This is a genomic window from Streptomyces griseiscabiei (genome assembly GCF_020010925.1).
GTDB classification, from domain to species: Bacteria; Actinomycetota; Actinomycetes; order Streptomycetales; family Streptomycetaceae; genus Streptomyces; species Streptomyces griseiscabiei.
The window spans coordinates 1,288,691-1,302,300 of sequence record NZ_JAGJBZ010000001.1; the positions used below are offsets into that span (position 1 = coordinate 1,288,691).

Here is a 13,610-nt window from a genome sequence, read left to right on the forward strand (position 1 = left end):
GTCGGGTTCGCTGGGTGGTGGGGGAGGTGGAGGGGTCGAGGGGTGGAGTGGGTGGGTCGGGAATGCGGAAACTTGGCCACCGTAACAAACCGCTGGAGCGGTTTGGCCAGTTCAACCAGGTGGGCGAAGCGGACAGTTGAACACCGGCACCCCGGGAGAACGGAAGGGCGGCCGTCACTTTTCCGCCAATCTGGAAAACCGCAAGAGCGGTTTGTTAGCGTCCCGGCAGCTTCCACACCGCTCACCGAGACGAGAGGCCCTTCGCCGTGACAACTTCCCTGGACAGACCTCGCCCGGCACCGCCGGCGAGCGCCACGGCCGGCGGCGGGGCATCCCCCGTACGGGCCGAACGGACCTTTGAGCCCGCGGTGGACGGCCTGCGCGCGGTCGCCACGCTGATGGTGCTCGTCGCCCACCTCGCCCAGTGGACCGGGGCGCTCATCGACAAGACCGGCAAGCCGGGCCCGTTCGCCCCGGTGATGACCGGCTTCCTGGTGGCCATCCCGATCTTCCTGATCATCAGCGGCTATCTGCTCTACCGCCCCTGGGCCGACGCCGCGCTCGGTGGCCGCAAGGCGCCGAACACCCTGCACTACTACTGGCACCGCGTCCTGCGGATCTTCCCGGCCTACTGGCTGTTCATGATCACCACGCTGCTGGTGTTCAACCGCGAGCAGCTCGGCGACGGCTGGCGCACCCTGCGGCTGCTGACCGTGCAGCATGTGCAGAACTGGGCGGACCTGCGCACCGATCCGGGCATGACCAACTGGGCGCAGACCTGGAGCCTCGCCACCGAGGTGCACTTCTACATCGCGCTGCCCGTGATGGCGTTCGTGCTGCACAAGGCGCTGCGCGCGACGAAGAACCTGAAGCTCGCCGGGGCGGTGCTCACCGCGGTGATCGTCGCCGACTTCACCTGGCTGGTCGCCACCAGCCCGTCGAGCCCGCTGGGCCCGCCGTCGCTGTGGTGGCTGCGCGGCTACCTCGGGTTCCTCGCGGCCGGCATGCTGCTCGCCCTGGTCGCCGCGAAGGCGCGCACGGGGCAGCGGCTCGCGTTCGTGGAGCTGGTCCGCAGCCGTCCGTGGGCCTTCTGGGGCGCGGCGGCCGTGGCGTACGCGGTGTCCAACACCGAGTGGGCGGGGAGCATCGCCTCGATCGTGCTCACCAAGGACGAGGCCGCGATCAAGTACCTGTGCCACATGGTGGTCGCCGTCGGGCTCGCGGCGCCGCTGCTGCTGGCCCAGGGGAGCGGGCCCGAGCGGTTGCTGGCGCGGCCGACGGTCGTGTGGCTCGGGCGGAACTCCTGCGGGGTGTTCCTGTGGCACCTGGTGATCATGCAGTGCACCGTCTGGTACCTGATGGACAGCGACTTCGGGCAGCTGGGGACGGGGGCGTTCTTCGCTCTGCTGCCGTTCGTGCTGGCGTTGTCGGTGCTGGCCGGGTGGTTGTCCTACACGTTCGTGGAGATGCCGTTGCTGCGGCGGTTCCGGATTCGGTCGCATCGGCCGATCGCCGAGCCGGAGCGCTCCGCTTGAGGGTGGGGTATGTGGTGAACGCCGGTCCCTTGGGGGGCCGGCGTTCGTGTGTGCCTACGGGGGTGGGGGGTTCGGTTCGTCGGCGGGTGCGGGTGAGTGGGGGCTGGTCGCGCAGTTCCCCGCGCCCCTGGGGGAAGCGGGGGCTGCGCCCCCTGCTTTCCCCCTCGCCCCTCACCCTCGCCCCTCACCCTCGCATCTCCCCCAAGGAGACCGCTTACGCCGTCTTCGGGGCCGCCCTCATGCCGATGTAGGCGTACTGGGTGCCGTCGGGGGTGGTGGTGAAGACGACCGGCATCCAGTCCTCGGTGAAGGAGGCGCCGCCGCCGGCGCCGGCGAAGACGGTGTCGGAGAGGGGGACGAGGTCCATCTCGAGGTCAGGGGAGTAGCCGGCCATGCCGTCGACGAAGGCGTACACCAGGTGGGGTTTTCCGTCGCGCTCGGAGACGGTGATGAGGACGCCCTCGCGCTTGTAGGTGCCGGCCCAGGGGGTGATGTCGACGGCGGGCGGCTGCTCGGCGGGGGCGAAGGGGGCGGGCATCGTGACGTCGGCCAGGTCGGCGAGGAGTTCGCGCATGAGGTCGGCGTAGAGGAGACGGGAGCCGCCGCCGTTGGTCAGGAGCGCGACGGCCACGCCCGCGCCCGGCACCACCCGGAGGTAGGCGTACTGGCCGATGGAGGCGCCGTCGTGGCCGAAGCCGGGGACGCCGTCCCAGTCGTAGAGGGTCCAGCCGAGGCCCCAGCCGTCGGCGCTCACCGTCCACTTGTCGGGGACGTCCGTCTCGCGGTGGCGCATCGCGGCGACCGAGTCGGGGGCGAGGAGGCGGGTGCCGTCGGCCGCCAGGCCGTCGGCGAGGTGCAGCTTGGCGAAGCGGACCAGGTCGCCGGCGGTGGCGCAGACCCGGGCGGCCGGGCCCGCGGCGCGCGGCATGAGGTCCCAGGCGGGGGCGAGCATCTGTTCGCCCTCCGGGCCGGCGAGGTGCCCCATGGCCGCGCGGAACGGCAGCACCTCCTCCGGGAGCGTCATGGTGTGCGTCAGGCCGAGCGGGGTGAGCAGCCGGTCCTTGAGGGCCTGGTCCCAGGTGGTGCCGGTCAGCACCTCGACCATGCGGCCGAGCACCACGTACCCGATGCCGCTGTACGACACCGCCGTACCCGGCGGACAGTCCATCGCCACGCCCTTGGCGGCCTCGACGTACTTGGCCAGGCTGTCGTCGCCGCGCCCGGTGTCGAGGTGGAAGTCGCAGGTCAGGCCGCTGGTGTGGGAGAGCAGCATCCGGCTGGTGATGACCTGGGTGGCCTCGGGGTCGATGGTCGCGAACTCCGGCAGGACGCTGACCACGGGGGCGTCCAGGTCGAGGTCGCCGGACTCGGCCAGCTGCATGATCAGGGCGGCCGTGTAGACCTTGGCGATCGAGCCGAGCTGGAAGACGGAGTCGGTGGTGGCCTCCACCCCGGTCTGCCGGTTGAGGACACCGCTGGCCAGCTCCTGCACCTCGTCGTCGATGACGAAGGCGAGGGTCGCGCCGGGTACGTCGTGCGTCTCGCGCAGTTCGTCGAGGCGGTGCTGCCAGTGGCCGAGGTCGATCCGGCGGCCGGTGGCCAGCTCGATGACGTCGGCGGTGGGGGCGGCGGCCTCGGAGGCGGGGGCCTCGGTCTCCTCGGCGGGGGCCGGGGCGGGCCGCGGGACGGCCGGGGGCGCCGCCTCCGCCGGGTCCGCCGTGCCGAAGGCGCCGGTCGTGCCGTCCCAGGTGCCGGATGCGCCGTCCATCGTCCAGGTCCCGGTCAGGCCCCAGCTGTCGCTGGCCTCCCAGCTGCCGGTCGCGTTCCAGGTGCGGAGGTCGTTCCACTGCGAGCCCTGCGTCTTCTTCGACATGGCGTGTCCTTCGGAGGGGGTGGCGTGCGCTGTGAGGAACACTGTACGAAGTGCGCACAGTGTGCGCAAGTCCGTACGGCGTTCATTACCGGCCAATGAAAAACCGTCCACGGCCGGTACGGATCGCCGTGGACGGCGGGCGGGGAGCGCGGGCCGGGCCCGGGGTCAGCCCCGCGCGGCACCCCGGTCGAGGCGGGCCTCCAGTCCGTCGAGGACCCAGTCCAGTCCATGGGTGAAGTTGTCCACCAGGACCTCGGACGAACGGCCGCCCTGCTGTGCGGCGTAGCGCCGGCGGAGGTGCGGATAGTCGCGGGTGGCCTGCTCGACGGCCGGCCACACCTTGCGCGTCCAGTCCTCCTGGCTCTGCCCGCTGCGGGCGAGCATCGTGAGCCAGGCAGCCTCGCTGGTGGTCATGCCCAGCACGTACGCGAAGAGGATCCGCACGACGTGATCGGCCTGCTCCAGGTCGAAGCCCGCCTCCTCCAGCATGGCGAGCATCCCCTCCGTGAGCCGCATCGAGTTCGGCCCGAGGGAGACACCCACCTCGCCCAGCATCGGGGCGATCCAGGCGTGGCGCAAGATCGTCGAACGAACACCGTGCGCACAACGGGCCGCCGCCGCACGCCAGTTCGCGGCGGCGTCCGGGCCGGGCACCTCCATCTCGCCGTAGACGTGGTCGACGACCAGCTCGATCAGCTCGTCCTTGCTCGCCACGTACGAGTACATCGAGGTCGCGCCCGCGTGCAGCCGGGTGCCGAGGCGGCGCATGCTCAGCGCGGCGGCGCCCTCCTCGTCCAGCAGCCTCACGGCCTCCGCCACGATGACGTCCCTGCTCAGCACGGGCTGCTCGCGCTTCGGGCGCTGCGGGCGGGTCCACACGGACCGGAACACCCGGACCTCGGGCTGTGTCCTGGACTGCTTCTCCTCGGGCATATGGCCTCCTCCTCGGCTCCCCCGTGAGCGTACAGGCCCGACGGAACGCCGTACGATGTTGCGCACACTGTTCGCGCTACGTACAGTGTGCGACTACCGGCACACCGCACAAGAGCGCACGAGAAGCGCGCGGCGCGAAATCGACTGGATAACAAACCGCGTTGCTGGTTTTATTGAACTCCGGAGCAGCCCCACATTTCTGTTCGAAAGGTTTCGTCATGGAAGTCGACGTCAACGCACGTCATCCGCGCCGCTGGCTGATCCTGATCGTGTTGTGCCTCAGCACGCTGGTGCTGGTCATCGACAACATGGTGCTGACGGTGGCGGTGCCGCCGATCGCGGAGGACCTGAAGGCGAGCGCCCAGGACATCCAGTGGATCCTGGAGTCCTACATGCTGGTCTTCGCCGGTCTGCTGCTGACGGCGGGAAGCCTGTCGGACCGGTACGGCCGCCGCAAGGTCATGATCATCGGCCTGGCGGTCTTCGGGGTCGCTTCGGTACTGGCCACCTGGGCCGGCAGCGCGGAGACACTGATCCTCGCCCGGGTGCTGATGGGTATCGGCGGCGCCCTGCTGATGCCGAGCACGCTCTCGATCCTCATCACCGTCTTCGACGAGGACGAGCGGCCCAAGGCGATCGGCGCGTGGAGCGCGGTGGCCATGATCGGTCTGGTCGGCGGGCCCGTCTTCGGCGGTGTGCTCATCGCCCACTTCTGGTGGGGTGCGGTCTTCCTCATCAACATCCCGATCGCCCTGCTCGCGATCGTCTCGGCGCTGGTGCTGATGCCGGAGTCCAAGGGGCCGTGGCGCAAGCCCGACCCGCTGGGCACCGTGCTGTCGGTGGTCGGGATGACCGCGCTGGTCTGGACGATCAACGAGTGGCCGAAGGACGGCCTCACCCACCCGACCACCCTGGCGGCGGCCGTCGTGAGCGTGGTGGCGCTGGTCGGGTTCGGTGTCTGGGAGACCCGGATCCCGAACCCGATGATCCCCATCTCCCTGTTCAAGAACCGGGTGTTCACCGGGGCGAGCTTCTCGCTGGTCCTGCTGACGTTCGCCAACGGCGGGCTGATGCTGGTCCTCACGCAGTACCTCCAGCTGGTGATGGGCTACTCCCCCACCAAGACGGGTCTGGCCTTCATGCCGGCCGCCGTCGCCTCCCTCGTCTTCAACGGCGTCGGCGCGGCGCTGGCCAAGAAGATCGGCAACCGGGCGCTCGCCGTCAGCGGACTCCTGGTCATCGCGGCCGGGTTCGGCACGCTGTCGACGCTGTCCTCGGGGGACGGCTTCGGGACGCTGTCGGTGGCGATGGTGCTGATGGGCGCGGGGGCGGGGCTGGCGATGCCGGCGGCCATCGCCGCGCTGATGAGTGCGGTGCCGCAGGAGCACGCGGGAGTGGGGTCGGCTCTCAACGACACCATCCAGCAGGCGGGCGCGGCGTTCGGTGTGGCGGTGCTCGGTGCGGTGCTCTCCAGCACGTACACCTCGCAGATGCCGTCGTCGGCGTCGGAGGCGGCGCGCGAGTCCGTCGGCGAGGGGCTGGCGGAGGCCTCGCGGACCGGGGACGCGGGGCTGTTGGACTCCGTCCTGGACTCGTTCACGGGGGCCGTGTCGAGCAGCTTCACGGTCGGGGCGGCGGGGGTCGTGGGAGCGGCTGTGCTGGCGCTGTTCCTGATGAAGGGGGCCGGTAAGGGGGAGGCTCCGCCGGTGAAGGCGGAGGAGGAGGCGCCGGAGGTGGTGGGGGTTCACTGAGGGTGGTGTGAGGTCATGACGGCGGCGGGGCTCCTTGGGTGGTCCTTGGAGCCCCGCCGTCGTCTCTTTGCGCCGTGCCTACTGGGTCGGGGTGCGGTTTCGTCGGCGGGTGCGGGTGTGTGGGGCTTCTCGCGCAGTTCCCCGCGCCCCTGGAGAGGCGGCTGCGCCGCCGTCTACCGGGGCGCGTTCAGGATCGAGGGGAGTGCGGTCAGGAACTCGGTCGCGTCCTCCTGGGACAGGATCAGCGGGGGTGCCAGGCGGATGACGTCCGGGGCGGGGGCGTTGAGGAGGAAGCCCGCCTGCTGGGCCGTGTCCTGGATGCGGGCCGCCACGGGTTCTCGTAGGGCGATGCCCAACAGGAGGCCCGCGCCGCGGACTTCGGCGACCAGGGGGTGGGAGAGGGCCTCGATGCCGGTGCGCAGGTGTTCGCCGACGTGTTTCACCCGGGCCAGCAGGCCCTCCTTCTCGATGGTGTCCAGGACCGCGAGCGCCGCCGCGCAGACGACCGGGTTGCCGCTGAACGTGGAGCCGTGGGAGCCGGGGGTCAGCAGGTCGGCCGCGCGGCCGTGGGCCAGGGTCGCGCCGATGGGCAGTCCGCCGCCCAGGCCCTTGGCCAGCGTGGTCACATCCGCCTCGACGCCCTCGGCCTGCGCCGCGAACCAGTGCCCGGTACGGCCGATGCCGGTCTGCACCTCGTCCAGGACCAGGAGCGTGCCGGTGGCCTCGGTGATCTCGCGGGCGGCCCGCAGATAGCCGGGGGGCGGGGTCACCACTCCGTTCTCGCCCTGGACGGGCTCCAGGACGACCAGTGCGGTGTCCTCGGTGACCGTCGCACGCAGGGCGTCCGCGTCGCCGTACGGGACGAAGTCGACCGGGCCCGGGAGCGGGGCGAACGGGGTCCGTTTGGCGGGCTGGCCGGTCAGGGAGAGGGCGCCCATCGTGCGGCCGTGGAAGCCGCCCAGCGCGGCGACCATGTGCGGACGGCCCGTCAGGCGGCCGATCTTGAACGCGGCCTCGTTGGCCTCGGCGCCGGAGTTGGAGAAGTACACCCGTCCCGCGCGGCCGGACAGTTCCAGCAGGCGTTCCGCCAGGGCGACCGTCGGTTCGGCCATGAAGAGGTTGGAGACGTGGCCGAGGGACGCCGCCTGTTCGGTGAGGGCCCGCAGGATCGCGGGGTGCGCGTGGCCGAGGGAGTTCACGGCGATACCGGCCAGCAGGTCCAGGTACTCGTTGCCGTCCGTGTCCCACACCCGGGTGCCGGCGCCGCGCGCCAGCGACAGGCGGGGGGTGCCGAAGTTGTCCATCAGGGCGCCCTGCCAGCGCCGGGTGAGGTCCCCGGGGCCGTTCGTGGCGCCGTTCGTATCGCCGCTCATGCGGCTGCCTCCCGTCGGCTCGTGGAGCGGGTCTCGTCCGGCACGACCATCGTGCCGATGCCTTCGTTGGTGAAGATCTCCAGCAGGATGGAGTGCTTGACCCGGCCGTCGATGACGCGGGCGGTGCGCACCCCGTTGCTGACGGCGTGCAGACAGCCCTCCATCTTGGGGATCATGCCGCTGGCCAGGCCGGGCAGCAGATCGCGCAGTTCGCTCGCGCTGAGTTTCGGGATGACCTCCTCGCTGTGCGGCCAGTCGGCGTACAGGCCCTCGACATCGGTGAGGATGAGCAGCATCTCGGCGCCGAGCGCGGCGGCCAGGGCGGCGGCGGCCGTGTCCGCGTTGACGTTGAAGACACCGCCGCCTGCCGCGTCCTTGGCGTCGGAGCTGCGGGCGATGGAGGAGATGACGGGGATGCGGCCGTTGTCGATGAGGGCCTGGACCACGCCGGCGTCGACGGTGGCGACCTCGCCGACCCGGCCGATGTCGACCGGTTCGCCGTCGACGTCGGCGTAGCACTTCACGGCGGTCATCAGCCGGGCGTCCTCGCCGGTCATCCCGACGGCGTGCGGCCCGTGCTCGTTGAGCAGTCCGACGAGTTCGCGCTGCACCTGGCCGGCGAGGACCATGCGGACGACGTCCATGGTCTCGTCAGTGGTGACCCGCAGTCCGCCGGTGAAGTGGGACTTCAGGCCGAGGCGTTCGAGCTGGGCGCTGATCTGCGGGCCGCCGCCGTGCACGACGACGGGGTTCAGGCCGGCGTGCCGCAGGAACAGGATGTCCTGGGCGAAGGCCGCCTTGAGGGCCTGGTCGACCATGGCGTTGCCGCCGAACTTGATGACGATGGTCTTGCCCTGGTGGCGGGCCATCCACGGCAGCGCCTCGACAAGTGCGTGGGCCTTGGGCAGCGCCTTCTGTCTGCGGTCGGCGGCCAGACCGGTCGGGGTCAGATGGTCGTCGGGTCCGGCGTCGGCGCCGGTCTCCATGAGTGTGGTCACGACGAGTACTCGCTGTTCTCGTGGACGTACTGGGCGGTCAGGTCGTTGGCCCAGATCACGGCGGACTCGGTGCCGGCGGCGAGGTCCGCGGTGATGCGCACTTCCCGGCCGCTCATGTCGACCAGGGCGCGGTCGTCGCCGACCGAGCCGCTCTTGCACACCCAGACGTCGTTGATGGCGACGTTCAGCCGGTCGGGGTCGAAGACGGCGGCGGTGGTGCCGATCGCGGAGAGCACCCGGCCCCAGTTGGGGTCCTCGCCGTGGACGGCGCACTTGAGGAGGTTGTTGCGGGCGATCGTGCGGCCCACCTCGACCGCGTCGCTCTCGCTGTCCGCGCCGACCACCTCGATCCGGATGTCCTTGCTCGCGCCCTCGGCGTCGCCGATGAGCTGCCGGGCGAGGTCGGCGCAGACGGCGCGTACGGCCTCGGCGAACTCCTCGGGGGCCGGGGTGACTTCGGCGGCGCCGGAGGCGAGCAGCAGGACCGTGTCGTTGGTGGACATGCAGCCGTCGGAGTCGACGCGGTCGAAGGTGGTCCGGGTGGCGTCGCGCAGGGCCTGCCCCAGGGCGGCGCTCGGCACGTCGGCGTCGGTGGTGAGGACGGCGAGCATGGTGGCGAGGCCGGGGGCGAGCATGCCGGCGCCCTTGGCCATGCCGCCGACCGTCCAGCCGTCGCCCTCGTACACGGCCGTCTTGTGCACGGTGTCGGTGGTCTTGATGGCGACGGCCGCGCGTTCGCCGCCGTCCGGGGCGAGTCGGGCGGCGGCCGTCCCGACGCCCGTGAGCAGCCTGTCCATCGGCAGCCGTACGCCGATGAGTCCCGTGGAGGCGACGGCCACCTCCTCGGCGGCGAGGCCGAGGAGCTCCGCGGTCCGGCGTGCGGTGGCACGGGTGTCCTGGTCGCCCTCGGGGCCCGTGCAGGCGTTGGCGCCGCCGGAGTTGAGGACGACCGCGGATATGTGGCCGTCGGCCAGGGCCTCGCGCGTCCATCGGACGGGGGCGGCCTGGACCCGGTTGGACGTGAAGACACCGGCGGCGGCCGACCGCGGACCGTGGTTGACCACGAGGGCGAGGTCCGGACTGCCGTTCTGTTTGATCCCGGCGACGACGCCCGCCGCCGTGAACCCTTTCGCTGCGGTGACGCTCATGGTGCGACTCCGATCGTGGAAAGCCCCAGCTCCTCGGGGAGTCCGAGGGCGACATTCATGCTCTGGACGGCACCCCCCGCGGTGCCCTTGGTGAGGTTGTCGATGGCGCTGATCGCGATGATCCGGCCGGCCGAGGTGTCGAGGGCGACCTGGATCTGTGCCGCGTTCGACCCGTACACGGCGGACGTGGCGGGCCACTGCCCCTCGGGCAGCAGCCGGACGAACGGTTCGTCGTGCAGTGCCTTCTCGTACGCGGTCCGTACGTCGTCGGCGGTGACCCCCGGCTTCGCCTTCGCGCTGCAGGTGGCGAGGATGCCGCGGGGCATGGGCGCCAGGGTCGGGGTGAAGGAGACGGAGACCGGCTCCCCCGCGGCGGCGCTCAGGTTCTGCATCATTTCAGGGGTGTGCCGGTGTTCACCACCCACGCCGTACGGGCTCATCGACCCCATGACCTCGGAGCCGAGGAGGTGCGGCTTGGCGGCCTTGCCCGCGCCGGAGGTCCCGGAGGCGGCGACGACCACGGCCTCGGGTTCGGCGAGGTGGGCGGCGTAGGCCGGGAACAGGGCGAGGGAGACGGCGGTCGGGTAGCAGCCCGGCACCGCGATCCGGTTCGTACGGCGCAACTCGGCGCGGGCTCCCGGCAGTTCGGGCAGGCCGTAGGGCCAGGTACCGGCGTGCGGGGAGCCGTAGAAGCGCTCCCAGTCGCCGGCCCGGCGCAGCCGGAAGTCGGCGCCGCAGTCCACCACCAGCACGTCCGGGCCCAGTTCCCGGGCGACGGCCGCCGACTGCCCGTGCGGCAGGGCGAGGAACACGACCTCGTGCCCCGCCAGCACCTGTGTCGTCGTCGGCTCCAGCACCCGGCCGGCCAGCGGTGGCAGATGCGGCTGGAGACCGCCCAGCAGCTGCCCCGCGTTGGAGTTCCCCGTCAGGGCGCCGATCTCCACCTCGGGGTGCCCGATCAGCAGGCGGAGAAGCTCACCTCCCGCATAACCGCTCGCTCCGGCTACGGCTGCTCGCACTGTCATGACCCCTCCCGGTTCGGCACGGATTGCCGTTGTAACCGGGGGCGGAGCGCCCCAACAAGGGGTTTCATCATGTTCATGACAATAAAACCGGGCGAGAAACGGGACGGGAGCGGGGGGGGGGGGGGGGGGCGGGGGCGCCCCCCCCCCCCCCCCCCCCCCCCCCCCGGGGGGGGGGGGGGGGCCGGCGCCGGGCCCCCCCCCCCCCCCCCCAGCGCTTCGGACGACTACGCCGTGGCGCTTGCCCGGACGCTGTCGCCCAGGGTGTCCGCCACTTCCTTCCACTCGGTGAGGGAGACGGTCAGGGGCGGCAGGAGCTTCAGTACGTGCCCCGACCCCGAGGTCTCGGCGACGACGCCCGCGCGGAACAACCCCTCCCGTGTCCGCTCCGCCGTCTCGGCGGCGGGGAAACGCAGTCCGCTCATCGCGCCCTTGCCGACGACTTCGACGGCACCCGCCGGGAGGGCGTCGGTGATGCTCGTGAGGCTGGTGCGGACGGCGGCGGCCAGTTCGGCCGCGTGGTGGGTGAAGTGCGGGTCGGTCCAGTGGTCCAGGGCCGCGGAGCCCGCCACGAAGGCCAGGTTGTGGCCGCGGAACGTGCCGTTGTGCTCGCCGGGGGCCCATCGGTCGATCTCGCGCCGGATCAGCAGGGCCGCCATCGGCAGCCCCATTCCGCTGAGGGACTTCGACAGGCAGACGAGGTCGGGGCGGAGTTCGGGAGCGTCCTCGAAGCTGAAGAAGGTACCGGTGCGTCCGCAGCCCGCCTGGATGTCGTCCACGATCACCAACGCACCGGTGGCGTCGGCGAGTTCACGGATCCGGGCCAGCCACGCGCGGGGAGCGGTGTGCAGTCCGCCCTCGCCCTGGACCGTCTCCAGCAGGATCGCGGCGGGCCGGGGTGTCGCCGCCCCCGGGCCGAGCGCGTGTTCCAGGGCGGCGAACGGATCGGGGTCGGCCGCGTCGCCGTACGGCAGGATCGTGACGTCGGTCAGGGGCACCCCCGCTCCCCCGCGCAGCAGCGGGGAGGTCGTGGCGGCGAGGGCGCCGAGGGAGGCTCCGTGGAAGCCGCCGGTGAAGGCGATCACCTCGGTGCGGCCGGTGACCTTGCGGGCCAGCTTCAGCGCGGCCTCGACGGCGAGTGTTCCGGCCGGGCCGGGGAACTGGACGACATGGTCGCCGAGGCCGCGCGGTTCGAGGATGAGACTGGTGAACCGCTCCAGGAAGTCGGCCTTGGCGGCGGTGTGCAGGTCCAGCGACTGCACCGGGCCGCCGGCCGCGAGGTAGGAGATCACCCGTTCGACGATGGCGGGCGGGTTGTGACCGTAGTTGAGCGATCCGGCCCCGCACAGCAGGTCCACATAGCGGCGGCCGGAGGTGTCCCACAGGTGGTGCCCGGCAGCACGCTCGAACACCACCGGAAAGTCACGGCAGTAGCTGCGTACGTTCGACTCGTGACGCTCGAACACCGCGAGGGGCGCCCGGTCGGTCTCGGTCATCTCAGCACGTACCTTTCTGGATTCTCGAACTCATGACTCGCGTGACCCCGGTGCGAACGAGGTCACTTGACCAGGACCGTTCCGTCGCCGGGGCGGTGGTCGCGGGAGCGGCGGAGGTCGCTGAAGGCGAACGTCCGCTGGAGCCAGCGGTCACGGCCGTCGTAGCGCGGGGTGAACGCCGAACGGCCGTGCAGGGTGACCCGGTTGTCGACGACGGCGAGGTCTCCGGGGCGCAGCCGTATCGCGGTGTACGTCCGGTGGGCGACCTCGGCCAGTTCGGCGAGGGCCGCTCGGGCGTCGGGGGTCACGCCCCGGGTGGCCGCCTCGTCGAAGCACCAGTCGGGGTCGTCCGGGGCGCCGGTGAGCACGGCGTGCGCGGTGCCCTCGCCGGCCGGGCCGAAGGACGGCGGGGCCTCGGTGACGTACTCGGGGCGGCCGAGCGCGGCCCGGGCGGTGGCCGTCAGCAGGGGCAGGACGCGGCGTACGCAGCTGGTGCGCAGCTCGGCGAGGCCCTCGTGGTCGGCCCGCAGGCAGAGCAGCATGACGTAGTCGGGGCGGTGGGGGTGGAAGGCGTTCTCGGTGTGGAAGGTGAGTTCGACCGAGCCGACGTTGCCCTGGACCTTCTCCTGACCGGGCACCGGGACCACGTCCTGGACCAGGGCGCCGGCCTTCTCCGCCGCGAACGCGGCCGGGTCGCCGAGCCCGGCCGCGAACAGCAGCAGGGTCGCCGCCGCCAGGGAGGGGGTGTGCTGGACGGAACCCTTCACCATGGGGGTCGGGGGCAGACCGGCGGCGCCGATGGGCAGCCGCCGCAGGACGAGGGCGCCGTCGGGGCCGGAGTTCCGGCGGAACTCCCGTACCGGACGCCGTACTTCGGCCGGGGCGTCCTCCCAGGCATGGCGGGCGCGGTCCACCCAGGCCGGGTCGTCGACCCGGTCCCCCGCCTCGTCCAGCAGACCGCTCGTCACCTGGGCCAGCGCGGCGAGGTCCGAGGCGCCGAGGCGCACCGTCCCGTCGCCGGTCGCGGGGCGGGGGGTCCGTGCCGGGTCCGTGGGTGCCGTCGTCGATTCGACGCTGATCACGTCGTGTTCACTTCCGTTCCGTACGTCGCGTGGATGGGGCCGCCGCGTGAAGGCGGCCGGGGGTCGGTCAGGCGCCCATGGCGTCGACGAGGCTCCGGGGGCGCAGGTCGGTCCACTCGCGCTCGACGTACTCCAGGCAGGCGGTGCGGCTGTCCGGGCCGAAGACGGTGGTCCAGCCGACGGGCACGTCGGTGAAGTCGGGCCACAGGGAGTGCTGGTTCTCGTCGTTGGTCAGGACCCGGTAGGTGCCGTCGGGGTTCTCGAAGGGGTTGGTCATGGCGGGTCGGTGTTCCTTTCGGGAGCCGGGAGGCGCTTGGCCTCCCGGTCGGGGGGAGTTGGGCCACGGTCGGCCGGTGGTCCGGCCGGTGGTCCGGGCGGTGTGGCCGGTCGTCAGGTGCG

11 protein-coding genes are annotated in these 13,610 nt (G+C 71.9%); 2 read left to right on the forward strand and 9 right to left on the reverse strand.

Features of this window, described 5'->3' with window-relative positions; translation table 11 throughout:
- Positions 1-266: 266 nt before the first annotated feature.
- Entirely contained in the window at positions 267-1,535 is a 1,269-nt protein-coding gene (locus J8M51_RS05615; RefSeq protein WP_107473706.1) for an acyltransferase family protein, read from the forward strand.
- Between the two features lie 214 nt (positions 1,536-1,749).
- Here J8M51_RS05615 and J8M51_RS05620 read toward each other — a convergent pair whose 3' ends face one another.
- Together J8M51_RS05620 and J8M51_RS05625 are read right to left on the reverse strand one after the other, a co-directional pair.
- Positions 1,750-3,408, reverse strand: a complete 1,659-nt coding sequence (locus J8M51_RS05620; protein ID WP_267299009.1) for a serine hydrolase domain-containing protein — start codon at positions 3,406-3,408, stop codon at positions 1,750-1,752.
- 165 nt (positions 3,409-3,573) lie between these two features.
- Positions 3,574-4,341: a TetR/AcrR family transcriptional regulator gene (locus J8M51_RS05625; protein ID WP_086764983.1), complete on the reverse strand. Its 768-nt coding sequence runs from the start codon at positions 4,339-4,341 to the stop codon at positions 3,574-3,576.
- Positions 4,342-4,559: 218 nt separating this feature from the next.
- On the opposite strand from J8M51_RS05625, the gene J8M51_RS05630 reads away from it, so the two are divergent.
- Complete coding sequence (locus J8M51_RS05630; protein WP_216589490.1) at positions 4,560-6,092, forward strand: MFS transporter; 1,533 nt, start codon at positions 4,560-4,562, stop codon at positions 6,090-6,092.
- Positions 6,093-6,265: 173 nt separating this feature from the next.
- Here the strand turns inward: J8M51_RS05630 and J8M51_RS05635 are convergent, their stop codons facing one another.
- The 7 genes from J8M51_RS05635 to J8M51_RS05665 all read right to left on the reverse strand — a co-directional run bounded on the left by J8M51_RS05635 (position 6,266) and on the right by J8M51_RS05665 (position 13,488).
- Positions 6,266-7,465, reverse strand: a complete 1,200-nt coding sequence (locus tag J8M51_RS05635) for an acetylornithine transaminase (RefSeq protein WP_086753930.1) — start codon at positions 7,463-7,465, stop codon at positions 6,266-6,268.
- Positions 7,462-8,463, reverse strand: a complete 1,002-nt coding sequence (gene argB, locus J8M51_RS05640) for an acetylglutamate kinase (protein ID WP_398855597.1) — start codon at positions 8,461-8,463, stop codon at positions 7,462-7,464. Before argB ends, J8M51_RS05635 begins: the two co-directional genes overlap by 4 nt.
- On the reverse strand, positions 8,460-9,611 hold the full coding sequence (gene argJ / locus J8M51_RS05645) for a bifunctional glutamate N-acetyltransferase/amino-acid acetyltransferase ArgJ (RefSeq protein WP_086753928.1): 1,152 nt from the start codon (positions 9,609-9,611) through the stop codon (positions 8,460-8,462). Before argJ ends, argB begins: the two co-directional genes overlap by 4 nt.
- Positions 9,608-10,636 carry an N-acetyl-gamma-glutamyl-phosphate reductase gene (gene argC / locus J8M51_RS05650; protein WP_086753925.1) on the reverse strand — a complete coding sequence of 343 codons (1,029 nt, stop codon included), beginning with the start codon at positions 10,634-10,636 and terminating at the stop codon, positions 9,608-9,610. Before argC ends, argJ begins: the two co-directional genes overlap by 4 nt.
- 224 nt (positions 10,637-10,860) lie before the next feature.
- The gene (locus tag J8M51_RS05655; protein WP_086760073.1) at positions 10,861-12,129 is read right to left on the reverse strand and encodes a diaminobutyrate--2-oxoglutarate transaminase; all 1,269 of its coding nucleotides are present in this window, start codon (positions 12,127-12,129) and stop codon (positions 10,861-10,863) included.
- Between the two features lie 62 nt (positions 12,130-12,191).
- Entirely contained in the window at positions 12,192-13,211 is a 1,020-nt protein-coding gene (locus J8M51_RS05660; RefSeq protein WP_398855600.1) for a TauD/TfdA family dioxygenase, read from the reverse strand.
- A gap of 67 nt (positions 13,212-13,278) precedes the next feature.
- Complete coding sequence (locus tag J8M51_RS05665) at positions 13,279-13,488, reverse strand: MbtH family protein (protein WP_086760071.1); 210 nt, start codon at positions 13,486-13,488, stop codon at positions 13,279-13,281.
- Positions 13,489-13,610 lie beyond the last annotated feature (122 nt).